This window comes from Acidithrix sp. C25, from assembly GCF_904848545.2.
The window spans coordinates 397,150-422,153 of sequence record NZ_CAJHCI020000003.1; the positions used below are offsets into that span (position 1 = coordinate 397,150).

18 protein-coding genes are annotated in these 25,004 nt (G+C 47.6%); 12 read left to right on the top strand and 6 right to left on the bottom strand.

Annotation, left to right across the window (positions count from 1 at the left end):
• Positions 1-54: 54 nt before the first annotated feature.
• Positions 55-1,206 carry an acyl-CoA dehydrogenase family protein gene (locus ACIDITHRIX25_RS000000100830; protein WP_349632177.1) on the bottom strand — a complete coding sequence of 384 codons (1,152 nt, stop codon included), beginning with the start codon at positions 1,204-1,206 and terminating at the stop codon, positions 55-57.
• A gap of 240 nt (positions 1,207-1,446) precedes the next feature.
• Between ACIDITHRIX25_RS000000100830 and ACIDITHRIX25_RS000000100835 the strand changes: the two genes are divergently transcribed.
• Positions 1,447-2,667 carry an acyl-CoA dehydrogenase family protein gene (locus ACIDITHRIX25_RS000000100835; RefSeq protein WP_201731975.1) on the top strand — a complete coding sequence of 407 codons (1,221 nt, stop codon included), beginning with the start codon at positions 1,447-1,449 and terminating at the stop codon, positions 2,665-2,667.
• Between the two features lie 218 nt (positions 2,668-2,885).
• Here the strand turns inward: ACIDITHRIX25_RS000000100835 and typA are convergent, their stop codons facing one another.
• A complete protein-coding gene (gene typA, locus ACIDITHRIX25_RS000000100840) occupies positions 2,886-4,712 on the bottom strand; it encodes a translational GTPase TypA (RefSeq protein WP_052604550.1) in 1,827 nt (608 codons plus the stop codon).
• A 153-nt stretch (positions 4,713-4,865) separates the two neighbouring features.
• Positions 4,866-5,771 carry a cytochrome c oxidase assembly protein gene (locus ACIDITHRIX25_RS000000100845; RefSeq protein WP_052604549.1) on the bottom strand — a complete coding sequence of 302 codons (906 nt, stop codon included), beginning with the start codon at positions 5,769-5,771 and terminating at the stop codon, positions 4,866-4,868.
• A 680-nt stretch (positions 5,772-6,451) separates the two neighbouring features.
• Here ACIDITHRIX25_RS000000100845 and ACIDITHRIX25_RS000000100850 point away from each other — a divergent pair.
• The 5 genes from ACIDITHRIX25_RS000000100850 (at position 6,452) to ACIDITHRIX25_RS000000100870 (ending at position 14,800) form a co-directional block, all read left to right on the top strand.
• Complete coding sequence (locus ACIDITHRIX25_RS000000100850) at positions 6,452-8,389, top strand: helix-turn-helix transcriptional regulator (protein WP_201731976.1); 1,938 nt, start codon at positions 6,452-6,454, stop codon at positions 8,387-8,389.
• 261 nt (positions 8,390-8,650) lie between these two features.
• A complete protein-coding gene (locus ACIDITHRIX25_RS000000100855; protein ID WP_082058460.1) occupies positions 8,651-9,391 on the top strand; it encodes a dienelactone hydrolase family protein in 741 nt (246 codons plus the stop codon).
• An 11-nt stretch (positions 9,392-9,402) separates the two neighbouring features.
• On the top strand, positions 9,403-9,666 hold the full coding sequence (locus tag ACIDITHRIX25_RS000000100860) for a DUF6295 family protein (protein WP_052604547.1): 264 nt from the start codon (positions 9,403-9,405) through the stop codon (positions 9,664-9,666).
• Positions 9,667-10,144: 478 nt separating this feature from the next.
• On the top strand, positions 10,145-13,060 hold the full coding sequence (locus ACIDITHRIX25_RS000000100865; RefSeq protein WP_201731977.1) for a relaxase domain-containing protein: 2,916 nt from the start codon (positions 10,145-10,147) through the stop codon (positions 13,058-13,060).
• A gap of 201 nt (positions 13,061-13,261) precedes the next feature.
• Positions 13,262-14,800: an AMP-binding protein gene (locus ACIDITHRIX25_RS000000100870; protein ID WP_235347561.1), complete on the top strand. Its 1,539-nt coding sequence runs from the start codon at positions 13,262-13,264 to the stop codon at positions 14,798-14,800.
• Positions 14,801-15,436: 636 nt separating this feature from the next.
• Here the strand turns inward: ACIDITHRIX25_RS000000100870 and ACIDITHRIX25_RS000000100875 are convergent.
• Together ACIDITHRIX25_RS000000100875 and ACIDITHRIX25_RS000000100880 are read right to left on the bottom strand one after the other, a co-directional pair.
• Entirely contained in the window at positions 15,437-16,192 is a 756-nt protein-coding gene (locus ACIDITHRIX25_RS000000100875; RefSeq protein WP_152625842.1) for a PIG-L deacetylase family protein, read from the bottom strand.
• 41 nt (positions 16,193-16,233) lie between these two features.
• Entirely contained in the window at positions 16,234-16,947 is a 714-nt protein-coding gene (locus tag ACIDITHRIX25_RS000000100880) for a glycosyltransferase family protein (RefSeq protein WP_201731978.1), read from the bottom strand.
• Positions 16,948-16,997: 50 nt separating this feature from the next.
• Between ACIDITHRIX25_RS000000100880 and ACIDITHRIX25_RS000000100885 the strand changes: the two genes are divergently transcribed.
• The 5 genes from ACIDITHRIX25_RS000000100885 (at position 16,998) to lipA (ending at position 23,881) form a co-directional block, all read left to right on the top strand.
• Positions 16,998-18,104 (top strand): adenylate/guanylate cyclase domain-containing protein, encoded by a 1,107-nt coding sequence (locus ACIDITHRIX25_RS000000100885; protein WP_201731979.1) that lies wholly within the window; start codon positions 16,998-17,000, stop codon positions 18,102-18,104.
• A gap of 58 nt (positions 18,105-18,162) precedes the next feature.
• The gene (gene rnhB, locus ACIDITHRIX25_RS000000100890; protein ID WP_052604542.1) at positions 18,163-18,855 is read left to right on the top strand and encodes a ribonuclease HII; all 693 of its coding nucleotides are present in this window, start codon (positions 18,163-18,165) and stop codon (positions 18,853-18,855) included.
• Between the two features lie 398 nt (positions 18,856-19,253).
• Positions 19,254-20,654 carry a dihydrolipoyl dehydrogenase gene (gene lpdA, locus ACIDITHRIX25_RS000000100895; protein ID WP_235347560.1) on the top strand — a complete coding sequence of 467 codons (1,401 nt, stop codon included), beginning with the start codon at positions 19,254-19,256 and terminating at the stop codon, positions 20,652-20,654.
• Positions 20,647-22,095: a dihydrolipoamide acetyltransferase family protein gene (locus ACIDITHRIX25_RS000000100900; RefSeq protein ID WP_201731980.1), complete on the top strand. Its 1,449-nt coding sequence runs from the start codon at positions 20,647-20,649 to the stop codon at positions 22,093-22,095. Before lpdA ends, ACIDITHRIX25_RS000000100900 begins: the two co-directional genes overlap by 8 nt.
• Positions 22,096-22,237: 142 nt before the next feature.
• Positions 22,238-23,881 (top strand): lipoyl synthase, encoded by a 1,644-nt coding sequence (gene lipA / locus ACIDITHRIX25_RS000000100905; RefSeq protein ID WP_052604539.1) that lies wholly within the window; start codon positions 22,238-22,240, stop codon positions 23,879-23,881.
• A 493-nt stretch (positions 23,882-24,374) separates the two neighbouring features.
• Here lipA and ACIDITHRIX25_RS000000100910 read toward each other — a convergent pair whose 3' ends face one another.
• Positions 24,375-24,701 carry a metal-sensitive transcriptional regulator gene (locus ACIDITHRIX25_RS000000100910; RefSeq protein ID WP_052604537.1) on the bottom strand — a complete coding sequence of 109 codons (327 nt, stop codon included), beginning with the start codon at positions 24,699-24,701 and terminating at the stop codon, positions 24,375-24,377.
• Between the two features lie 85 nt (positions 24,702-24,786).
• Between ACIDITHRIX25_RS000000100910 and ACIDITHRIX25_RS000000100915 the strand changes: the two genes are divergently transcribed.
• Positions 24,787-24,993, top strand: coding sequence for a heavy-metal-associated domain-containing protein (locus tag ACIDITHRIX25_RS000000100915; protein WP_052604536.1), 207 nt, complete (start codon positions 24,787-24,789; stop codon positions 24,991-24,993).
• Positions 24,994-25,004: the final 11 nt, after the last annotated feature.

The following is a 25,004-nucleotide window of genomic DNA, read 5'->3' on the forward strand; positions in this document are numbered from 1 at the left end:
TTTATTTCCCTTCGAAGTGTCTAAAAGTATCTGTGGTCTAGGTGTTTGGGCGATTTATCCCAGAATCTTTTTAGCAACTACCACTCTTTGGATTTGGTTCGTTCCCTCGTAGATTTGCGTTATCTTTGCGTCGCGCAAGAATCGTTCCATTGGAAAGTCAGTCGTATATCCGTAGCCTCCCAATAGCTGAAGTGCATCGACAACTACGGACATAGAAGTGTCTGATGCAAACATCTTGGCCATAGCACCTATCTTTGAGAGCTCGTTTTCTGGGTCAGAATCGATCAACGAACAGGCTCGATAGACCAAGCCTCGCGCAGCTTCGATCTTAGTTGCCATATCTGCGACCATGAATTGAAGGCCCTGAAATTCTGCGATTGGATGGCCGAATTGATTTCTTGATTTTAAATATTGGGCGGCATAATCGAGCGCACCCTGAGCTATTCCTACGGCTTGGGCCCCAATAGTTGGTCGCGAACGATCTAGCGTTCCCATTGCAATGTAGAAGCCTTGTCCTTCATCACCTATTCTGTTTTCAACGGGGACCCTTACGTCTTCGAAGATGACCTCACCGGTGGGAGAACCACGCATCCCAAGTTTGTGCTCCAACTTGGCAACTTTTACGCCCCATTTCGCTTCTACAACAAATGCTGAGATCCCGCGATGTCCTTTAGTGGAGTCGGTTTTGGCAAATACGGTATAGGTATCTGAGATTCCGGCATTGGTTATCCAATATTTTGCACCATTTAAGATGTAAAAGTCACCATCGCGAACCGCTGTTGTCTTCATCGATGCTACATCGGACCCCGCATCTGCCTCCGACAGTGCATATGATGCCTGAGCCTTGCCCGATGCTACGCTAGGAAGGTATTTTTCTTTTAGATACTTTGATCCCCAGTTGATAACTGGAATCATTCCTAGTTTAGAAATCAACATCGTAAGCGATGTGGAGCCACATACTCGCGCAAGCTCCTCCACCATTATCGCTTGGGTTACGTGGTCGGCGCCACTACCTCCATACTCTGATGGAACGCCCAATGATGGAAGTTCCATGGTTAGACACTCTTTGTAAGAGTTCCATGGAAAGGTCTCGCTTTTGTCAACTTCAACTGCATGGGGTGCAATTTTTGCTTCGGCAAATTCTCTCATTATTGAGGCGAACTGCCGCTGTTCTTCGTTTAATTGAAATACACTCACAACATTAATCTTGCCACTTAATCGGATCCGAAACAAAATTGGTAGAAATTTTCGACAATAGCGCTCCAGGTAGTTGCAAATCGTTTGATTCAAAACATCTTTTATCGATTCGTAGTAACATCTCTAGATAAGAGGTAGGTGCTGCGAGCCGATTAGGTGGCGATAGATGCGATCGCATCTTTGCTAGATCCAGATCGGAAGTTTTAAAGCACTACCGTAAAATCGGAGCCTTTGATAACGGGAGCATGAATGTCAGTAATGGATCGATCCACCGAAGTAGATCAGGATCAAGTGAATTTGGTTAAGGAAAAGCTTGATCTGCTTTTGACAGAATTTCCTCCAGAAAAAACTTCTGCTCGTGATTTTTGGGGCGCTCAATACGACCTTGGGTTGGCTTGGGTTCATTTCCCAATAGGCCTAGGGGGTCTCGGGGTATCTCCAGCCTTAGGAGAGATGGTCGCATCTACCCTAAGAGCTCGTGGCATCCCTAATAATTTCGCTCGCAATCCCATCGGAATCGGAATGGGAGCTCCGACACTAGCAACTCACGCATCGGTGGAGTTGGCGTCAAAGCTTCTCCGCCCCATGTTTACGTGTGAGCATATTTGGTGTCAACTCTTTTCGGAGCCTAACGCCGGAAGCGACGTAGCGTCACTTTCGACAAAGGCTGAGCGAGATGGTGACGAGTGGATTATCTCAGGCCAAAAAGTTTGGACGACTTTGGCTCACGTCGCTCGTTGGGGCATGATTGTGGCCCGCACGGATCCAAGCGTTCCAAAACATGCAGGAATGACCTATTTTGTGGTAGATATGGAGTCTGACGGGGTTGAAGTCCGACCACTTCGCCAGATGACTGGAGAGGCGGAGTTCAACGAGGTCTACTTTAATAACGTTCGAATCCCGGATTCTCAGCGCCTAGGCGATGTGGGTAGAGGTTGGAATGTCGCTATCACAACCTTGATGAATGAGCGAGTTTCAATTGGCGGAAACGTTATGCCAAGGGGATCAGGTGCAATATCTGAGGCCCTGAAGGTGTGGGGTGATTCAAGCAATAAAACCAGCGGCCATCGAGATGAATTGATACGGCTCTGGGTGGAGGCTGAGGTCAATCGGCTCACCAATATAAGAGCTGCCCAACTTCGAAGAGCGGGAAATCCAGGGCCAGAGGGTTCGGTGGCTAAGTTGGCTTATGCGGAGCTTAATCAAAGGATCTATTCATTTACCATGAATCTTTTGGGTGCAGGTGGCCTTGAATATTCGAGTTACGAGATGATTCGTCCAGACTTTTCTGGTGTGAATATGAGAAGCGAACGGGATCTTCCAAAGATATTTCTGCGTTCGCGCGCTAATTCAATCGAAGGTGGCACTTCTGAGATTATGCGCAATATCTTGGCCGAGAGGGTTCTAGGCCTTCCGGGTGACCCTCGGGTGGACAAAGATATCCCCTGGAGCGAAGTGCCTAAAAACTAACTTATTCCGTAGACCTCGCATCTATTTAGAGACGTTGGCATCAAATTTCGCGGCTCCTATCGATACGCTTGAATGGAGCAGCGAGTAGCAACTGATATAAATTAAATAGAAAAAGGCCACGAAATCTTAGATTTCGTGGCCTTTTTCTATTTAGAAATCAATTAATCGTTTTTTGACTTCTTCGAGAAGCCGTCAAAAAACAAGTTCTGATGCTATAGTTAGTTTCTGCTCTTGTTGGAACGTAATCTAGATCGTTCTTGCATTGAAAGAGCAACCTTTCGCAATCGAACCGACTTAGGAGTCACTTCAATGCATTCGTCTTCAATTATGAATTCAAGTGCGGCTTCTAGGGTCACTGGCCGTGCAGGAGTCAGGCGAACTAGTTCTTCCGCAGTGGAGGATCGAACGTTTGTCAACTTCTTTTCCTTGGTGGGGTTGACGTCCATGTCGTCTTGGCGTGAGTTTTCGCCGACGATCATACCTTCGTAGACGTCCTCGGTCGGAGAGACAAAGAGCGATCCGCGCTCTTGTAGATTCAACAGCGCATAGGAAGTGGCGACTCCAGTTCTATCGGCGATCATTGAGCCGCTTAGGCGGCTTCTGATTTCGCCAAACCATGGTTCGTAGCGATCGAATGCATGGTGGATCTGTGCCGTGCCCTTGGTCTGGGTTAGAATCTCCGTTCGAATGCCTATCAATCCACGAGATGGTACTGAATAGATCATCCTTATCCAACCGGTTCCGTGGTTTATCATCTCTGCCAAAGTTGCCTTGCGGGTTGCGAGGATCTGTGTCAGAGGCCCAAGGAAATCTTCAGGTGAATCAATCTCAAGCTGTTCGACCGGCTCGTGAACTTTTCCATCGACGATCTTTGTGATTACTTGTGGCTTTCCAACTGTCAGCTCGAAACCTTCGCGGCGCATTATCTCGATCAAGATGGCGAGAGCCAATTCGCCACGACCTTGGACCTCCCAAGTGTCGGGTCGTTCAGTGTTGAGAACTCGAAGCGAGACGTTTCCGATCAATTCCTGATCTAGTCGGTTCTTTATGAGACGAGCAGTTACCTTGGTGCCTTCGCGTCCAGCAAGTGGCGCCGTATTAACACCTATTGTCATGGATATAGATGGTTCATCCACTAGAAGGAGAGGTAATGCGACTGGGTTTTCAAGATTAGCTAGAGTCTCGCCTATTGTAATGTCTGGAATTCCAGCGATTGCTACAATTTCACCAGGTCCGGCTGTTTCAGCGGAGCTACGTTCTAGCGCGTTCGTGATGAAGAGCTCTGAGATCTTTACCCTTTGATTGGTGCCATCCCGGCGGCACCAGATCACATTTTCACCCCTTGACATCCTACCGTTTATGATTCGACAAATTGCAAGGCGACCTAGATATGGACTTGCGTCAATGTTGGTAACTAGAGCTTGGAGGACTTCGTCTGAGTCATACGTTGGAGGAGCAACGCGTGCAACGATAGTCTCAAAGAGGGGTATGAGGTTTTCCCCTAGAGTGTCTGGCTCTGGAGTTGCCCATCCGTTTTTACCGGAGGCATATAAAATTGGAAAGTCGATCTGTTCTTCGGTGGCATCTAGGTCTAAAAAGAGCTCATAGACCTCGTCTAGAACTTCCTTCACGCGTGCATCTGGTCGGTCTACTTTGTTGAGGACCAATATCATCGGCAGATGCTTTGCGAGTGCTTTTCTAAGCACAAATCGAGTCTGAGGAAGGGGCCCTTCGGCGGCATCGACTAAGAGTAAGGCGCCGTCGACCATTGCGAGTGCTCTTTCAACTTCGCCGCCAAAATCGGCGTGACCTGGCGTGTCGACGATGTTTATCTTGGTCTCACGAAAGGTGATGGCTGTTTGCTTTGCGAGAATGGTAATTCCCTTTTCGCGCTCTAAATCCATCGAGTCCATGACGCGGTCGGTCAGCTCAGCGCGCTCGCTAAATGCGCCGCTTTGTCGCAACATTGCATCGACAAGTGTTGTTTTGCCGTGGTCGACGTGGGCAATTATGGCAATGTTACGTAAATCGTTTCTTATAGGCACAAAGAACTCCGGGAAGCTATATTAGGAGAGAATGGGGGAGTCGGTAGACCTTTTGGGTCAATTAACCTAGGTTAGCATAATAGGAAATCTCGCCTTTCCTGTAGATTCCGTGGTCACAGCGGTGGGGCTGCGAGAGGTTTTGGTAGTGACCTTCTATTGATCTATAGGTGCAGTGCGCTGAAATTCTCGTTCTACGTCGTCCCAAGTGAAACTGGGGCCGGAGGATCCAGACTCCTCATCTTTTGCAGCTCTTGCCAGAATTATTGCAGCTATTGACCAGAAAACTATGATCGAAATTATTTTTACTGTTCCCCCTGCTAACTGCTGGTCGGCAAGTGGGCTAATTCCTATCTTTTTGGCTTCATGCGAATATGGATTGTACATCGAATGCCTTGCGAAGATCAAGACAATGGCGGGGAAGGTAGGTAGCAGTGATTGAACGAACAAGAAGGCAACTCTTGCGATCGACCCAAGACCTCTCAGGCCAGGAAGAAGATTGAGAGCCGTAAACCACATCATCGCCGCACCAACACATTCAGCCATGTGGAAGAGATTCCAATATAAAGCCGAAGAGGTCTCCCAGGAGACTACCGATGGGACCATTGAGGCAATTACAACGCTGGAAAATGCGATGGTCGAGATTATGGGGTTGGTGGCAATTGAAGCAAGGCGATCAAGTTGGCGAGATCGCGTAATTTCGGCATAAAACCACTTTGGCAGACCCAATAAGACTAAAGGTAGGGCGGCCAGCAGAAGAATTGAATTTGAGACAAGGTAGACAAAGAGGGAGTAGTGACGCGCTAAATCTCCAATTGGCCAGCTCAGGGCTATAAAGCCAAGTGCGATGCCCGAATAGAAACTAAGTACCTTTCGACGCGATGTATGCGTTAGTGCAATAAGGGTGAGGTTGGAACCTCGTGGGATTTTATTAGTGGAGGCGCGCTTTTGTCGCTTCCAAGTAGCTACTGTAAGCGACACTGGATAGAAGATAGCTAAAAACAGTGTTAGGGCAAATACAAAGAGATGGAATGTGAATGTCAAAGGGTTGTGCTTTATCATCTCGATCCAAGTTCACTCGCTAAGTACGATAGAAGCAGGGCTTGTTCCCATCTATGAACATTAAATAATTACCTTGGAATAAGATGATACATCATATGGTCCGCTAGTAACCCGTAGTTGATTTGGTCTTTAAATCCAGGGGACAAATTAAGGTTTTGTCAACGCCTATCGAAATGACATGGTTAACTCCGGTGGAATTCTCCAGGGCGTGAACTAGAAGATTATAATCCCGAAAATTCGAATGTTAGACATGGCGCCCTGTTGGCTTTTCCTAAATTGCTAAGTTATGAATTGATGGTTAGCGAATTTCATGAGAAGTTGGAAGTTTAGACTCTGAGAGTTCGGAGATCCTGCAATCGTTAGGTGTGCTTTTGATCTCCCAAGGGGTCAAGTGAGTTGGCATTTTTTTGCCTGTCGATAGTACAGCAAGTTTAGACGTCGTAAAATGAGGCTTTTAGGTTTCATAAAAAGAGCGGTTTATGGGGATTTATTTAAAGGGTAATTGTGGCATCTGTACCCATTTGGAAAATATGTTAATTACTTGATTGCAACTCATCCTGGACCTGGGCCAAAAGGAGTTGTCCTAAGAGCTACCAATCCCTTCTCAAATGGTGTAAAAGTATCGTACCAAGCTTTGAATTGTTTGGTAGCATCAATTGATAATGAGCACTTCAGACCCTTTGAGCAGACTTTTAAATCTATATCTTTTGTTATCCAATGCAAGTCGGCCGCTCTCTCTGGCTGAGATCACCGATCACATAGGTGGCTTTCCCGACTCACCCGAAGCACGACGGCAGGCTTTTGAACGCGCTAAGCGAGACTTAAAAGCGCTAGGACTTCCAATCACTACGGTCGCTCATCCACAAACTAGTGGCGATGCCTACTTGGTAACTAAAAAGGAAGAGGCTCGAATTGCACCGATGCTTAATTTAGATGAGGCTTTCGCGTTGGCCGGTGCCATGGCCTCGGTGCAGTTTGGCAACGAGAGTGGGCTCGATTCAGCGAGAAAACTGGGCTGCGTTTGGGAGGGTGAGCGGATTGAGTTGGCCTATGTCCCTAGAGTTCCTCTCGTTTCACAGTTTTTTGAGGCAATCCAACGTTATCGAGTGGTGAGGGCGAGATATCACAACATCGAGCGGCGTCTTCTTCCATTTGGAGTCTTGTTTCGTTGGGGCACTTGGTACTTGATCGCCAGAGAAGAAGGCCAATTGCTCGTTAAGAGTTTTCGAATTGAGAACTTTGATCCTGATATAGAGATTACCTCCGAGGAATTCGACCCCGGAGATCGCGTAGATGTCTCTACTGTGCTTCCCGAAAGTCCGACGTCGGTTCGATGGGAAGATGAAGAGATCGTCGAGCTGGAGTTTCCTCAAGAGATTTTGAGCATTGTAATCGACAGGTTGCCTCAATTGGTTGTAAATACAATCGACAATAAAACGGTGCACGCCTCGGCTGCGATCTCTGGATTTGGTGCATTTGTCTCGATTTTGATCGAATTTGGTGATCAGGTTGAGTTGGTAGCTCCACCACGTGCTAGAGGGAGAGCCTTCGATCTGCTAAGCCGTTCGCTGGAGTTTCAAACAGTAGTTTTAGAAGAAGAGACTGAATACATAGAGGAATATCAAAGTCTCATCGCCGCCGAATTGTCACCGTCCACCAAGAAGGCTGGACGTGAATCTGGAACTTCAAAGTTCAAAAGGATAATGTCGCTTTTGCCCTGGTTGTATCGAAACCCAAATACTACAACTCAAGAGATCTCCTTATTGTTTGGAATTCCCGAGTCGGCAGTTGGTGGACTTCTAGAGACAGTGGCCTGTTGTGGTCTGCCACCTTTTACGCCAGATCAACTGATAGAGATTATCGTTGATGGCGATGAGATCACTGCCCGCATCTCTGAAGACTTTGCTAGCGGTCTAAGGTTGGGTGCTACCGACCTTTTTGTTGCAGCTTTGAGCGCCAAGTTGGCCTTAGCCCATGGGGATTTTGTTGGTCAAAAGGAACTTACCAGTGCAATAGGCAAGATATTTGATGTCTTTGGGCTCGATAGCGATCTCAGCGACTCCTTGGTCTTAGACGTAGAGGGTACCAGAAATCTCACAGAGATCCGTAGGGCTCAAGGCGATAAGAAGTCGCTTAGATTTGGATACTTTTCTTTGACCAATCAAGCTTTTTCAGAGCGACATGTCGATCCATTGCGCCTCTTTGTGCGTGATGGCCATTGGTATTTACTTGGATGGTGTCACAGCTCTGAGGCTTTGAAGACTTTCCGATTGGATCGTGTGGCGGAGGTGGTCGTTCTTGACGAGGCGATTTCCGTTTTTCCAACCGACGAGGAGTTGAATGCAACAGACTTTAATTTCGGGTCGGATCAAGACGTCGATAGCGTTCTTTTAGTCATAGACTCCAATAGTTCATGGAGGATCGCAAGGATTCCTCATCGAACAATTCAAAGTACGCGTAATCCAAGTTATCTAGTTGCCGAAGTTAACATAGTCTCGAAGATCTGGTTGAGGAATTTCGTAGCTTCTTCCGTGGGTGACGTAAAGGTTATCTTTCCCAATGAGGTTGTCGCTGGTTTACGAGACGCTCTGTTCAAACTGCGCGGTCGCTTTGGTTGATAGCGTGTGGCTTGGTCTTTTATACCAGCGATTCATCCCGTGCATGGGTATTTTTTTGAAACCACGGTCAATTCATGGTAAATGAACTGATTGTATTGATATTAGGATACCTCTAAGGTTCCGAGACGCCTCGGCTACGAGGTCCAAAGTGAAGCATTTGAGTAATTTCGCATTTGTGGAGATCTTGAGGTTGGTGGTATGGATCATCAGTTTTGGATCGGCCTTGAAGTTAACCCGATGGAGATTTTTTAGGAGTTTGAGTTGAGAGATAGAAGCATTTATTGTGAAACCGTCAATTTCCCCGGATTCAATGGTGACATTATTGAAGGATATTTGGCTAAATCCGTAGGTGAAACTTCGACAGGTTCAGTAGTTGTGATTCATCACATGCCTGGTTATGATCGAGAGACGAAGGCGATAGCGCGGCGAATAGCTGATATGGGTTTTAACGCCCTTTGCCCAAATCTACACTACAGAGATGCTCCGAAGGCGCAAAGTGATGACGCAGCAGCAGCCAGTCGTGCCAACGGCGGAGTTCCCGACGATCGCTTGATTGGCGACGTCGCAGGGGCAAGCGAGTATTTGCGATCGCTCGATAATTCCAGTGGCACCATGGGTGTAATAGGTTATTGCTCGGGTGGTCGTCAAGCATTTCTCGCGGCTTGCAACCTTGACTTTGATGCAGTTGTAGATTGTTATGGCGCATTCGTTGTAAATTCGCCTGCTCCAGAGTTTCCAATTCGCGTTCTTCCCGTGGCGGACCAAGCTGCAAATCTTAGCGGTGCGTTGTTGGGTTTATTTGGGATCGAAGACACCTTCCCCTCTCCCGATGAAGTAAAGGAACTTGAGAGAATCTTGACATCTCTTGATAAGGTCCATGAGTTTCACACCTTTGAAAATGCCGGTCATGGATTTTTCGCTGCCGACCGTCCCAGCTATCGTATAGAAGCGGCAAATAAAGGATGGGTTTTGGTTGAAGAGTTCTTCAATCGAATGCTTTAGGAGGTTCGCAGATGTGTACCTATATAGTTGAGACTATACCTGCGAAGGGTAGCGCTAAGAGTACAAAGGGGTGGATCGACGTCGATCGAGCGACGGTCTCGTTTGACCACCCGGTACATGCCATGACGCCGCATACGTTGAATATTGATGTTACGAATTCTAAGATGGATGCATCCTATCGAGTCGCCCTCGAGCTGGATGCAAATAGTGCTCGAAATTTAGCCAATACAATCTTGGCAGTACTTGAGGAAGCCCCGCTCGCGCTACAACAGTAACTTAGATCGATCTGTGTTCGTGGTAGGCACCTCAATTCAAATGAGCCGGAGGCTAACCAACCGCTAGGGCATCTCGCGGTTGGGGCCTTTTGTCTTCTGGTAGGAGTTGTAAGCGAATCGGCTCTGAGTGGGCTTTTGTGGATAATCTCTATTTTAAATTACATATCTCGGGCTTGGCTTAGGGTACGCTTGTGGTTTAGCTTTTCGTGTGCGACGTTGTCAGATTGTGCGTTGGCTCTATTGAAGATCCCATTTGGTTTATTTGTATAGATGTTAAGACTTTGGCTCCTTTGGATTTTCGAGTCGGCTTGTGTTGTATTATTGAGATGGCGGCTTTGATTTAACGGCCATTGAGACTAAAACGCTCCTGGAAAAACCACTAGATATTCATACGCCCTATGGCCTATTGAAGTCCTTATTTGTTAGATAATTGGCAATTGCCCAAGGTAACGATCGTTATTCGTGCGGGGTGGTTTTGATGCCAATTATCGTTTCGGGTCGGGCTGCTTGTGACTTTGGATATTTTGAGAGGGAAAGCCGTGCCCTCTCTACAACAGGCGCTGGATCTATTTGTTTGGAACCTACGGCTATGGTGGGTCACGGTCTATCGAAAGTGCCCAACTCAATTTTTGAAAGTGAAGGCAATTTTTCAATCGGATGGCATGATCCGAAGCTAGATCGAAGAAAATATAAGGCCTTCGAGGTGATAGTTCCGGCCCCAAAGTGGACTTCTGTGGCGCTGGGGATCTCGGATCTTACCACGCAGGGTGCACTCATAAGTGCGCATAGGAGCGCGGTTGCCACTGTCTTCCAGGAGATCACCGCTAACTATCTCTATATAAAGCGGACCGTTCAAGGAGTACAATCCTACGAACAGGTCAAGGGGTGTGGCATTGACTTTGTGCATTTGATCTCAAGGTCGTGCGATCCACACCTGCATTCGCACCTTTTGATTGCAAACTCCGCTCTAGATTCAAGTGGCACCCCTAGAGCTTTGATGGCAGATGGCATTCAATATGCATCCGACTCTCTGGAGGTGCTTTATTTGAGTACCTTTGAGAGTGCTCTGAGCCGAGATCCTAGCCTTGATTTGCAACGAGTGGATTTTGATAGATTGGTTGTCGATTCCAAGCTATTGGCTACGTCGGGGATCTTTTCGGGACGCTCAAATCAAATAGATACTTATTCGACGCAGCGTGGATTTCGTTCGAGATCGGCTCGAAAGGTTGCGGCATTTGCCACAAAGAACGAGAAGCCCCCCGAGATCTCGTTCGATCTGATGGTGGATAACTGGAAGAATGCTGCCACGGCTCAGCTCGGCATAATTCGACAAAAGAACTTTTTCTCCATGGAGATGCCAAAGATTTCTCCACCGAGGGGTTATTTCCAAAGTGATATTGACGATGTCATCTCCCGGATAGACGGTCGAATTACCCGTGACGGTTTGGATATGACGTCGTTGATGGGAAAGTTCTACTACAGAAAGGGTGAATTGGAGATCCAAAAAGCTTCTGAGCTTAGCTATATCTTCGACTTCCATATCCCAAGGTATTCAGATCAAGCCTTTATTGAACTCTCTCGAGATACCTTTTCTTCTTTTACCTTAGATAAGAAGATGGAGATCGGAGATTCCATTTTGGAAGTTGGCCAAAATCATGGTGGCCTACCGGTGAGCGCTCGTATATATGACGCAAAGGCGCTAAATGGTGCCATTTCATCTGGCTTAGATCCTTCTAATGAAGTGCGGAAATGGTCTTTTATTCCACTTCAAGGTGATGCAGCCGGTGTGATAACCCTAGATAACGCGTTACGAGAAGCCAAAGCGTCGTCGATGACAATTTATTCATTTGAGGATGACTTTGGAGTAGGTCCAAAGATCCTCGGTGAGCAAGTCGTCTCCTGTATAAGAAGGATCGGGGTTGATGATCTTGAGGTGATAAAGAGGGGGACTTTATTGCTCTCGACAAGAATTGAGCCGGGACACTTGGAGGCGATCTTCGATGCGATCGATAAGGGATCACAACTAACGATCCTGCAAGTGGACCAGCGTCGCTCGAGTGAGCTCTCGGGACTTAGCATAGGTAGGGGATCGAATTGGCGACGTTTTTTGAGCCAGATGGATGCCAATTCGATGGATGACAACACTTTGGAGCTATCAAAGTCGCACCATCGAATGCTAAATTCAAAAGCGGTCGCTCTCAACTTTGAAATAGGTGGTTCATCGGTCGTCTATTATCCTAGTCTTGGCGCCCTCGTCGAAGAGACTTCGACAAGGGTTGCTGGCTATGTCTACGACAACACTATCGTTGCCTCGGAGAGAGGTAGATCTGCGCCGTTACCAAAGGTCATTGAAGTAGGAAATAGATACAACTTGGATACCTTATCCAAGTTGACCTGGCAAAAGATTCAAGAGATGGGAGACCACGACCACTTGGAGAGCGCATCGCTGGTGCGTCAGATCAAAAATCACTCTGCGAATGAGCCTCTTCTGTCCTACCAAGAGGTCTGCTCGGTTCATTCTTATAGCCAAGAAGCTAAAACAAAAGAATGTGCTATGCCTCCGGGATATGCCACATTGGGGTACTTTACGCACTCAGACTTACAACGGATGTACTCCAGGAACAGTGATCTTAGTCAGACTATCGATAGTCAAGCGGGGCTGGAGCATTCTGATTCTAATTATGAATTGCGAGAAGCCACCGGCGATGGCCAGCGCTATTATCTCACCGATCCCATCTCCAAGTCGATCCCTAGTCGAGATAGTGAGCTGATGTCAAGAAGGATACTTAGTGGCGTTGGAGTCTTTTCTAAAAGCGGCTATCTTCCTCGTGCGAAAGGCTTTTATGAAGGAATTACAACTGTCAATTTGTTGCCAAATGATAGTCAAAATCTTGTGGCCTGGTCGTCAAAGCCGAATCATAAGGAGTTGAGCATCGGAGACCTATTCGAAATTAACCATGCCAGGATCGCTCTGTCTGGTGATACGGATGGCAGCAATGGGTTTATTATTAGAGATGAAATGCTCATCGAAATGAATCATCGTCTTCACGATGTGATCTTATCTAAAGCAGCTATACCACTTATTGACGACGATTTTGATGGCAATAAGATGCTTGATGACCAGAGTCGTACCGGCGTTCGTCTTGATAAGATCCTTAGCTTGGTTGAACATTCGCTCAACGATGAGGGAAAACAAACTCACCAATATTCGCATAGCACACAGAGAATGCTAAAAAATTCACGTCGCTTATTGACGATGCAAATTAGATATAATGAAGAAAAAATGGAGGAGGATTTAGCCGATGATTACATGCATAATAGTTCAAGATTTAAGGTGCGAAATCAGCGTCTTAGCTCCATTGGACGAAGGTCGAATTCAACACTAGGGATTTAGCTCTTATGCCGTCGAAAATATGAAAATGCTTTCCTGTAATGTGTAGCGTCGCCGCGGCCTTGATAAAAAGGATAAAGTTCGATATATTTTAGTTGCTCGATGCTCAGATTAACTTGTGTGATGATCGAGCCTCTAGCGTGTAAATTTGTGCGACCCCGGATGGGTCGCTCGGTTGAGGGGGACCAAAAGTTGCTTATTCAAATGAATGTCTTAGATTATCTCGAGCGTGCCGCTCAGGTCTATCCTGATCGCATAGCGATAGTGGACGAGCCCAATGTTGCAAGTTCGATGGGAAACGTAACTTACGGAAGCCTCTATAAAAGAGCTAGAAATATGGCAAAAGTCCTAGAGGATATGGGCATAACCCAGGGGGAAAGGGTAGCTATATTTTCTCCCAATGCTGGCAAGATGATCACAGCACTTTATGGAGTTAGCGGGTACGGTAGAATTTTAGTACCTATCAACTTTAGGTTGACCGTTGAAGAGGTTTCCTACATAGTGGAACATTCAGGTTCTTCTATTTTGTTGATTGACCCCGAGTATGAGGAGCTTCTAGCGGGAGTTCAGGTGAAGTCTAAGATCATCTTGGACGGAGTTCAAGATGAGCAACTCTTTAGAGAGCTCCCAGATGACGCTGTGGGTCCGACCCCATGGAAAGCAGACGAGTCATTTACATGCTCGATAAACTACACCTCAGGTACAACTGCCCGACCGAAGGGAGTTCAAGTAACCCATAGGAATATGTGGATGAACTCGGCAATCTTTGGTTGGCATGCCATGGTTGATGACAACGATGTATACCTTCACACGTTGCCTCTTTTCCATGTGAATGGTTGGGGGATGCCTTATGCGATCACCGGTATGGGTGGAAAACATATAGTCCTTCGAAAGGTTGACGGCGAGGATATTCTTTCTCGCATTGAAGAATACGGCGTCACTCTAATGTGCGGAGCACCTGCTGTGTGGGCTGCAGTTTTGACGGCTGCCGAGAAGAGGCGCGCAAATGGGGTTGACATTCCTGGACGTGGACTTGTCCGGATTGTTACTGCTGGTGCGCCACCTCCATCTAGGACGATTGAACGAATCGAGGTCGAGCTTGGATGGAAGTTTATGCAAATCTATGGCTTGACAGAGACATCGCCGGTTCTCACTTTCAATAGTCACCGTTTTGAATGGAATGATAAGCCAATCAGCGAGCGGGCAAAGTTGCTCTCTAGAGCAGGTGCGCCTGTCATTGGCACCAGTCTCCATATCGATCAGAACGGCGAGGTTCTTGTAAAGGGTAATCAGGTCTTTGAAGGATATTGGGAAAATCCCCAGGCCACCGGAGATGCCCTGGAAGGTGGTTGGTTCCACACCGGAGACGGCGGCTATATAGAGGATGGCTATCTAACGATCTCTGATCGCAAGAAGGACGTGATTATAACAGGTGGGGAAAACGTGTCGTCAATCGAGGTTGAGGATGCAGTCTTTCAGCATCCCGAGGTTCTAGAGGTTGCGGTCATTGGCGTTCCGGATGAGAAGTGGGGGGAGACCATCAAGGCTCTCGTCGTCTTGAGGCCGGATTCTCAAGTTACCGAGAACGAAATAATTGAGTTTTGTCGAACCAAGATGGCACACTTCAAATGCCCAACGACAGTTGAATTTCGAGGCGAACTTGCTCGGACTGCCACTGGTAAGCTTCAAAAGTTCAAGCTTCGAGCCCCTTATTGGGAAGGCAAGTCTCGTCTTGTGAATTAATACCGAATGAGATCATAAGGTATAGTTTTGTAAGTGGTATGGCCACAAGCAACTAGGCAATTGATTTTAGAGATTCGATAACTATGAATTGATTGGAATGGGCTGATTTGGCTCATTCCAATCAATTTTGATTTTCATTTAGAATTCTGTCACAGTGGTATCGCGATAGCGATCAAGTCTTGATAGAGTCTTGTAAAGCTGCTTTGTAGAATGGGCGGAGTTCTTTTTGGTTGCGGTACACCTCCGCGGTAGCTGTTATCTTCTAAGTCGCGTTTTTGCATCTGCATCATAGGCACGGAATGACTCTACCAACTTTTAATCTCGAATTAGGTGAGGTTGCCTAGCGGAATATCGTAATCTTGAAAGGCGCAATGTGCCAATGCCCTCTTCGAACATGAAATCCTCGTTATTTCAAAGCGCTAATTAGCTAATAATCAAGCCTATCGAAACTATGTCATGGCCATAGAGGCTAGGTTTTGATTGAACCGTAAAACTTTTAAACGTCAGATATTGCAGGGGCAAATACCAAAAGATCAAGAGCGAAGTTGCGGCGCACTTTATGCTATTGAACTTTTGGATGTGCTGTTTCCTTAGAGCAGTCGTTGATAGTCATGGATTCGGACTACAGCTTGACCTTTAGATATCGTTGATAATATGGAATTCTTCGCCTAGTGAAACCCCTGCTTTGTCTCCCACTTTTTCGGCCATTGCAAAGACAAGTTTCTCAAAGCGAGTAACTTCATCTGTGGATTCGCCAGCTATTTCCATCGATGTTTCGTGTTGGGATTCGTGACACATTAAGGCATCTATCTTTGCTTGAACATACTCGGGAGTGAGTGGCTCGATATAATTGGGTTCGTCTGCCTCAAAGAGCAGTAGATGCGAAGGCCGATGATGGCTTCCTAACTCCTTTAGAAAGTGGGGATCACGAGCTGCCACTACCGCATCGGTAACGATAAAGCCGGTGTTTCTATGGTCAGGGTGAAGACGATAGCGCTTCCATGGATCGTGGGAGATTATGGTCTCTGGTTTATATTTGCGAATTAGGCTCGTCACCTGTGCGATCCGCCGTGCGGTGGGCGTTAGTTCGCCGTCGATGGCATCGAGAAACTCTACTATTCCATTTGATGTGAGTTTATCGATTGCGCGGTGCTGTTCTTTTTGACGACGGACCGCAAGCAAGTGCTGGTTTATCTCTGGGTCCCAGGTTCCTTTTGCTCCATCAGTCATGATTACAAAGATGATTTGGGCACCTTGAGCTGACCACTTGGCCAAGGTGGCACCCGCGCCGAACTCGATGTCGTCAGGGTGTGCGCCAATGGCCATAGTTATAGCTGGTCTTTTTATCACAGTTTCGATCTCAGGCCTATTTCGAAGATACGTTGACGTCAAGGTTTTCTCGCTTTCTGAGTTTTAGAATTAGAACTTAATCATCATTTATGGCCAAGAACTGACAGTATCGTTTGAATGCGCTCGTGCAAATCAGATGGTAGTTTTGGATCGTCGCGTATAAGTTTTCCAAGGGAGACGATATCGCCTTGGGTGTCTATGTCATAACAGGGGTAAATGCGTTGTAAAACTTCGCATTTTGCGCCACTTTCTTCAATAAGTGCCCTGTGGGAAGCCAGTGAAGATCGACCGTATGAGAGCTGAATCGATAGCGGTAGGTCAAAGGCCATTACATTGGTTCCCTCATGATTGCGATCCGTAATGATCGCAAAGTCTCCATGGCCAAGAACGTCTAGAACGTCTTGGTGTCGGAGTAATGGTATATCTCCGAGCACAATTGCACATCGACGATAGCCCTGTTTATATAGCAGATTAGTTGCCCCTCGAAGAGTGGTATTGAGATCTCCATTGTCTTTGAGGGTCGAAACACCCAAAGAAGTCGCCCAAGCTTCAACTCCAAGATCGCTAGAGATCACGAACCTTTCAATGGGAGATGCGGCATCGAGAATGTATTTGGCGATTATACGTATTATTTCGGCTTTAGATTGATAAGGAATAGGGCCAAGTCGAGTTTTGCCGTTCGCGAATGATCTAATAGGGATTATTACTGCGAGGCCACTGAGTTGATTTTCTTCATTTGGATTTGCTAGGGCCATATTTTCTTCACAATCTTCGAGCATATGCTGCTCGAATGCCACCGCGAACCCCGCAATGCCATACCATTAATGTTATCGAAGAGGAGTGCGCCTTGGGCTTGGACGAACTGCCAGTAAGACTCGTGGAGATGTTGCGGGAACGCGGGGTCCGTGACAGCGACATTCTCAATGCCTTAGAAGACGGCTCGATTCACTTTCTTGCTGTAGATCAGTTGTTAGGGCCGCCATCTAGCAGAATCTCTGCGAATCAAATTGCAAAAGCAACGGGCGTCGAGGTCTTGGTTTTGCGGAGATTATGGCGAGCACTGGGTTTTAGGGATTTTACGAACGACGAGATGGTCTTTACTGAACTCGATTTGCAGGCTGCTCACTCACTAAAAATTCTTTTAGGTGAAGGTGAGCTGCCTCGTGAAATAGCTCTTCAGCTTGCTCGTGTAATGGGATCTTCGATGGCGCGCTTTGCTGAAGCCGAAATCGTCTCATCCTCTGCCTTTGGAGCGCTGGGGGATGAATTTGGTGAAGTGGACCCGATATCCTTAGCGGATCGCTTTACTCGCTATAGCGCCAATGTAGTGCCAGCTGTGCCTCAATTGCTTGTCTATACCTGGCTGCGCCACCTGCATGCGGCGTCGCGTCGGGCGATGCTTGCCTTTGATAACGGAGCACAGAATGTGGCTGTCGTCGAGCTGGCTATTGGCTTTGTAGATTTGGTGGGTTTTACGGTTATCTCTCAGCAACTTAGCAATGAAGAACTTGCGAAAGTGGTGGGTCGATTTGAGCAGGTTAGTTTTGACAGCGTAACAAATGCTGGTGGTAGAATAGTCAAGATGATAGGCGACGAGGTTATGTTTGTCGCAGAGGACCCAATGGCGGCATGTGAAATTGGGCTTAGACTTGCGGCTGAATATCGCAGAGATTCGCTGCTCTCTGAGGTGCGTGCTGGAATAGCCTTCGGAGAGATGCTCTCTCAGGACGGAGATTACTATGGCCCTATAGTAAATACCGCTAGTCGGATCGTAAATATAGCGGCGCCAGGTACGGTTTTGATAACCCGAGAGGTTGCTGATCATGTTCGAGATGAAGGCGATTTTGTCTTGCGGGCACTGCAACCTCGATATCTCAAGGATATTGGATCTGTTGAGCTTTACGTCATTAGGGATAGTGGGCCGACTTCCAAGGTTGCCTTGTCGAGTTTGTGAATCAGGTTGACTTCATAGACTCCATCTGATCGGTATTTGGAGGTCGAAAGGGTCGTGTGTGATAGATCTCACTACTGGTAGATATTTGGATGGATTGAATGACTCGGATCTTGTAATTGGGGTCGACGAAGTGGGTCGTGGTTCTTGGGCTGGGCCGCTGAGCGTTGGCGTTGTCGGTATCTCAGCTGGGGAGTTACGGGCTCTTTTGCAGGGTGACCCGCTAATTGGGTTGATTGATGATTCAAAAGTGTTGTCGCCATCGAAACGCGAGATAGCTAATGAGGCGATTTTGGAGGTCTTTTTCGGATCAGTTGGGTCGTGTAGCGCTAATGAATGTGACCTATACGGGATCTCGAGAGCACTATCCCTTGCAACATCGCGTGCATTGGAGTCGTTGGGGAAGAGGCCAAAGCTCATTCTTTTGGATGGCAGGGTGGACTTCGTGGTCTCGCCGGGATGTCGAGTAGTTCCTCTTGTAAAAGGTGATTCCCGATCTCTTTTGATCGGCGCTGCAAGCATTGTGGCCAAAGTCAATCGAGACCGGTACATGGTAGTTATCGACGATCAGTACCCATTTTGGTCTTTTTGGAGAAACAAGGGCTATCCTTCGATACAACATCGTAGGTCATTGAGGGTCTATGGACTGTCGGCGATACATAGAGTTAGCTGGAGTTATGTGGCAACTATGAAACTTCAATGTGATTGGTCGCCGCTTGGTACCTCTCGGGAAGATCACCTACTTGAAGGCTAAGGACCCAAACGATTAATTTTACCTAGGGCATACTTTTCATCTATATGGCTTCAGTGGTGGGCCCTAGATGGACGTCGGTAACGATATTATCTCCTGTCGGATCGCGGATTTGAATTTTAAATTACCAACGTGGCACTGCTGTTGCGCGTTCCAGCCCTAAGGAGATTTTGGGTGATTTTATCTTCGGAAGTCTCAGATGAGAATCGATAAGGGTAATTGCAATTAACGAGTCATTATTTGGTCTGCGACCTTCTTGGATGTGAAATTGACAATAGATTGATATGAGATTGGATCTGTGTCGGTTTGCCAATTGTGGTGTTTTGGGCATAGAGTTGTGAGGTCGGAAGAGTTTTGCTCTTTTGACTTATTTTTGTGGTTTGGGACCACTTACTTAGGAGGTGATTGCGACGTCTAAAAATTTTGACGTCGTCGTGATAGGGGGTGGCCCAGGAGGCTACGCAGCAGCGCTATACGGTGCGAGCGCCGGTTTGAGCGTATGCGTAGTCGAAAAGGAAAAAGTTGGTGGGACATGCCTTCATCGAGGTTGCATACCAGCCAAAGAGTTCCTAGAGAGTGCCGCCGTTTTTCGCGCCGTAGAGTCAGCTAAGGAGTTCGGGGTTCTTACGACACCGCCTTCGATCGACTTCTCAATAACACAGAATCGCAAACAGAGAGTCGTAGATCAGCTCTGGAAAGGTCTTTCCGGCCTTATGAAAGGTCGGAAAATCGAAATCATCGAGGGCTTTGGTGCTTACATTGGTGACGGTAAGGTAGAGATCGACGGTGGCGAGATTGTCACTGGGGATTCTATTATCTTGGCGGCGGGTTCCGTTCCTCGTACGATACCTGGCTTTGAAATAGACGGAGAAGTCATTATTACCTCGGACGAAGTTCTGGCAATGTCTGAGCTGCCCGAGAGCGTGGCGATTATAGGTGGCGGAGCCATCGGTTGCGAATTTGCGTCAATGATGTCAGATCTCGGCGTTAAGGTAACTATTTTGGAGGCCATGCCCACTCTGCTTGCGGGATGTGATAAAGATGTTGCAGATGTCGTTGTTAGATCCTTCAGGAAGCGTGGGATCGCAATGCACACCGGAGTGGCCGTCACTGGACATGCTCCCGGGGAGAAGGGGACCAACCTCTTCTTCGGAGACGGAAGTAGCGTCCATGTCGACAAGGTTATCGTCTCAGTGGGTCGACGTCCATTTAGCGAGAAGCTTCTTGGAGGCAACTCATCTGTAAATCTTGATCAAAGAGGATTTGTCCAAACGGATGAATATATGAGGACCTCTGAGGAAGGTGTTTTTGCAATTGGCGACTTAGTGGCTACTGCACAACTTGCTCACGTGGGCTTTGCTGAGGCCATAGTAGCAATCAAGACCATTCTTGGAGAGCGCACGATACCTGTAGACTACGTCAATGTACCATGGTGTATCTATACACACCCAGAAGTAGCCTTCGCGGGATTGACAGAGGAAGCGGCTAGAAATGCCGGTTACGATGTCATCGTCAAGAAGGACCCATTCGGAGGCAACTCACGTGCTCGGATTATAGGTGAAACCGAGGGCGTTGTGAAAGTTGTTGCGGAAAAGCGCGCCGATGGAAGCGCAGGACGTATCCTTGGGGTTCACATGGCTGGCCCATGGGTAACAGAGCAACTGGGGATGGGTTATTTGGCTGTCAACTGGGAAGCAACAGCTGAAGAAATTGCACACTTTATTCAACCGCACCCAACATTGTCCGAGACATTCGGCGAAACGGTAATAGCTTTAACAGGAAGGGGTCTACACGTTGGCTGAGATCTTAATGCCACAGCTTGGCGAAACAGTTACAGAAGGCACAATTACAAAGTGGCTAAAAAAAGTTGGTGATAAAATTGCCATCGACGAGGTGCTCTTTGAGGTTTCGACAGATAAAGTCGATTCGGAAGTACCATCTACGGCCAGCGGTTATCTAACTTCGATCTTGGCTGAAGAGGGAGACACCGTAGCGGTAGGAACTATTTTGGCAATCGTTGGAGAATCCAGCGAGGCTCCTGCTCCGGCTCCTGCTCCAGCTCCGGCTCCGGCTCCTGCTCCAGCTCCAGCTCCGGCTCCAGCCCCAGCTCCAGCTCCAGCCCCAGCCCCTGCTCCGGCTCCAGCCCCAGCCCCAGCCCCTGCCCCAGCCCCAGCCCCAGCTCCTGTGGCCGTGCTAGGAAATGTCGAGGGATTGGTTCTCTCTCCAGTTGTGCGACGCTTGATTGATGAAAATTCATTGGACGTTTCGCTTATCAAGGGATCTGGTGCAGGAGGTCGAATTACTAGATCTGACGTTCTGGACTATTTGGATCAAGTCGCTCGGTCGCAATCAGCTCCGGCTGCACCGGCTGCACCGGCTGCACCGGCTGCACCGGCTGCACCGGCTGCACCGGCTTGGGTAGCTGCACCAGCTCCAGCGCCGCGTCTTCCGGAGACTATTTCTCAGGTACCTCAGATCGTAAATCGCCAGCCAATTCATGCTGACGTTTTCCCGCCTGCTACCGCTGGAGCTCGAGATGAGATTATTCCGTTTAATAATATTCGACGACGCACAGCAGAGCATATGGTTCGATCTAAGGCCACATCTGCTCACACGTTAGTTGCTATCGAGGTTGACTTCGAAGCGGTAGATCGAGTTCGTGCATCGCTCAAGGAGGCCTTCAAGCGAGAAGAGGGATTCTCTCTAACCTATCTTCCTTTTGTCGCAAGGGCGACAGTGGAGGCATTGCGCACCTTTCCTCGGTTGAATGCATCTGTGGGCGATGATGAACTGATCGTCCATCATGATCGGAATCTTTCAATAGCGGTAGATCTTGATCTTGAGGGTCTGATAGCGCCAGTTATTCATGGAGCTGATCAAAAGAGACTTACAGGGCTAGCTAGAGATATCAAAGATTTGGCGACTCGAGCTCGAACTAAGAGATTGAGTGCTGATGATTTGGCTGGTGGTACTTTTACAATCACCAACCCTGGTCCCTATGGAACCTTTATGACGGCTCCGATCATCAATCAGCCACAAGTAGCAATTCTCTCAACCGATGGTGTCAAGCGTAAACCCGTAGTGATTACCCTTCCAGATGGATCTGAGAGCATAGCGATTCACTCGGTTGGCATTCTTGCGCTTACCTTTGACCATAGGGTAATTGATGGAGCCTACGCGGCTGCATATCTAGCGCGAATGAAAGAGATCATTGAGACTTGGAATTGGGCTCAAGAGTTCTAATTTTTTAGAACGCTCCCTATTGGGTATAGAAGGGCAAGTTTCAGTCTGTTGATTCGGGGGTGTGGATCACTGACCTTAGGTCAGTGATCCACACCCTTGCTAAATTTTAAAAGTAAATCTAATTTTGAAGATGGAGTTGTAGATGTTAGAGGTTCGTTGGTTGTCGAAGGTGGCTTATCGGGATGCTTATACCCTTCAACACGGCTTATTTGACTCTGGGAAAGCTCAGCATCTACTACTGTTGGAGCATAATCACGTCTATACCCTGGGCGTTAGGGCTGATATCTCCAATATTCTTGTAGACCCCAAACAAGTTGGGGCTGAAATGGTTAGGGTTGACAGGGGCGGAGACGTCACCTACCATGGCCCGGGTCAGCTCGTTGGCTATACAATTTTAGATGTAGCTACGGAGCAAAATTCAACCCCTAATTTTGTCGCGAAGATTGAAGATTTGATAATCGCAACTCTAGATAAATTTTCAATTGTAGGACAGCGAAACCCTGGCTTTCCGGGTGTATGGACGATCTCTAAGGATGGTAGTCTCAGAAAGATTGCGGCTATCGGGGTTCGAATCTCTAGGGGACGTTCGATGCATGGCTTCGCGTTGAACGTAACTACAGATTTGGAGATGTTTTCTAACATTGTTCCGTGTGGTATCAGCGAATACGGGGTTACCTCGATGCAAGCCGAGGGTAGTGTCTGTCAAGTGGAAGACGTTGTTGGCGTGGTGGCATCTTTGGCGCCTAAAATCTTTGGTTTTTCTGAGGCATCTTTCTACGGAGCTTCTTCGTCTGATGGCTATTCAATGCAAGATCCAAACTTGGTGGATTCAATCATTAAGGTGGCACCCAAGGTTGATGCCATGGCGGAGTCTCGCTCTCTAGATAGAAGACTGGCGAGCGCTGGCGTTGGGACCGCAGAGGGAATTTCGATTTCAAAGACCAAACCTGAATGGATTAAACTTCGGACCAAGATGGGTTCGGAGTATCAGGAACTCAAGGAAACCATGAGGGGCCTAAATCTGGTAACTGTCTGCGAGGAGGCCGGTTGTCCCAATATTTATGAATGTTGGAGTCAAGGGACCGCGACGTTCATGATCAATGGCGAAGACTGTACTCGAGCATGTGGATTTTGCCTCGTCAAGACCGATCGGCCGCTACCGCTCGATCTTGACGAACCCCGAAGGGTTGCTTTGGCCGTTGAAAAGATGGGCCTTGATTTTGCCGTCGTTACTGCCGTGGCTAGGGATGATCTTAGTGACGGGGGAGCAATTGGTTTTGTTGAGACGATAAACCAGATTCGACGACTTGGTCGAGATATCGGGGTCGAGGTTTTGATCTCTGACTGCAAGGGCGACGAAGACGCTCTAAGTGCCATCTATAAGGCAGCTCCCGATGTATTGAATCACAATATTGAGACCGTTCTTCGTCTCCAGCGGGCTGTGCGACCCCAAGCGAGCTACGCGCGCAGTTTGTCGGTTCTCTCAGGTGCCGTAAAGGCTGGTTTGGTTACTAAATCAGGGATTATCGTAGGGATGGGCGAGACGATGGATGAGCTCAAGGCGACCCTTAGGGATTTGGCTAGCGTTGGAGTCTCGATTGTAACTATTGGGCAATATTTGAGACCGACCAGAAAGCACCTTCCAGTTTCGAAGTGGTATACGCCCAAAGAATTCGCCGAGCTGAAATCATATGGGGAAGCATTGGGGATCCGACACGTCGAATCTTCGCCAAATACTAGGTCGTCTTATCACGCCAAGGAGGCGGGACTTGGTATCAAGGTCTAGCTGGATGATGGGACCTACATCTGTTTTTTGCTGACTCTCGTCTATGTAAGACGGGGTCAACACTCTCTTTTTGGCTAGATTTTGCGGATATGTCACATGGGTAGATCTCAAAGATGGACGATCTCACTCGGAATTGCATAGGATTTGAATTTGTGATCTTGACTCTTTGAATCCTTGGGACTTTGAGCGATGTGATTGCATTGGTGAAACAATTTGGTCGATCTTGAACTTCATTTCTGTTCCGTCTCAAAATTTGGAGATTTGTGTCCGTGGAGATCATCTTATGTAGGAGACTTAGTCCCGACGAAACACGGGGGGCTTGGAATCTTCCGTGGATCAAGATCGAAAATTCAAAACAGCGACCTGACGCCTATTTGGTCAGTTTCATTGCTAAGGCGCTGAAGTCATTTCGCTCTAGATCTTTTAGGGCCGAGTTGGCGAAGCTGTTTCAAGGTGGTTTACCAATGGCTATTTGATGTGGCTATTTGATGAATCAGTGGGAAACTATCCTTTTTACGACGCCCATTACCTCAGCGGTCTGTTCGTTAGGGTCGGTCGGTCCTCCACCGTGGCCAATCAAGCAGTGTCTCAGATGCCCTTCTAGTAACCCGAGTTCGACTTTTTTGAGAGCCCCTTGAATTGCCGATATTTGGGTAAGTACGTCAACGCAGTATCGATCCGCTTCGACCATTTTAGCTACGCCCCTGATCTGTCCCTCTATCTTTGCGATCCGCTCAAGTAGATCGCCCTTGGATGAGGTGTAGCCCCTCGAGACTCCGACTAGCTCATTGGGAGAGTTTTCTAAATCTTCTGAGTCCATTCCGATCCTTTGTAGCTTAGCAGTTTGATAAATACTTAATCTAAGTATACACTAGGGGGGTAGGGTATATATCTTAGGAGGAAAAATGGAGACGAAATCTTACAAGGTTGAGGGAATGACTTGTGGCCATTGTGTGGCAGCGGTCAAAGGTGAAATCGATAAGGTTGCGGGCGTTTCGCAGGTTGACGTCGATCTTGAGACGAAATTGGTTGTAGTTTCGGGCGAGAAGCTCGATGACGCTGAGATCTTTAATGCAGTAGATGAAGCGGGCTACGAAGCTCAGCTGGTTTGATCTTCTAACCC

Excerpts from the sequence above, each read along its gene's own strand:
- ACIDITHRIX25_RS000000100835 (WP_201731975.1), top strand. The coding sequence starts at position 1,447 with ATGTCAGTAATGGATCGATCCACCGAAGTAGATCAGGATCAAGTGAAT.
- ACIDITHRIX25_RS000000100845 (WP_052604549.1), bottom strand. The coding sequence starts at position 5,771 with ATGATAAAGCACAACCCTTTGACATTCACATTCCATCTCTTTGTATTT.
- ACIDITHRIX25_RS000000100860 (WP_052604547.1), top strand. The coding sequence starts at position 9,403 with ATGTGTACCTATATAGTTGAGACTATACCTGCGAAGGGTAGCGCTAAG.
- ACIDITHRIX25_RS000000100865 (WP_201731977.1), top strand. The coding sequence starts at position 10,145 with ATGCCAATTATCGTTTCGGGTCGGGCTGCTTGTGACTTTGGATATTTT.
- ACIDITHRIX25_RS000000100870 (WP_235347561.1), top strand. The coding sequence starts at position 13,262 with ATGAATGTCTTAGATTATCTCGAGCGTGCCGCTCAGGTCTATCCTGAT.
- lipA (WP_052604539.1), top strand. The coding sequence starts at position 22,238 with ATGTTAGAGGTTCGTTGGTTGTCGAAGGTGGCTTATCGGGATGCTTAT.
- ACIDITHRIX25_RS000000100910 (WP_052604537.1), bottom strand. The coding sequence starts at position 24,701 with ATGGACTCAGAAGATTTAGAAAACTCTCCCAATGAGCTAGTCGGAGTC.
- ACIDITHRIX25_RS000000100915 (WP_052604536.1), top strand. The coding sequence starts at position 24,787 with ATGGAGACGAAATCTTACAAGGTTGAGGGAATGACTTGTGGCCATTGT.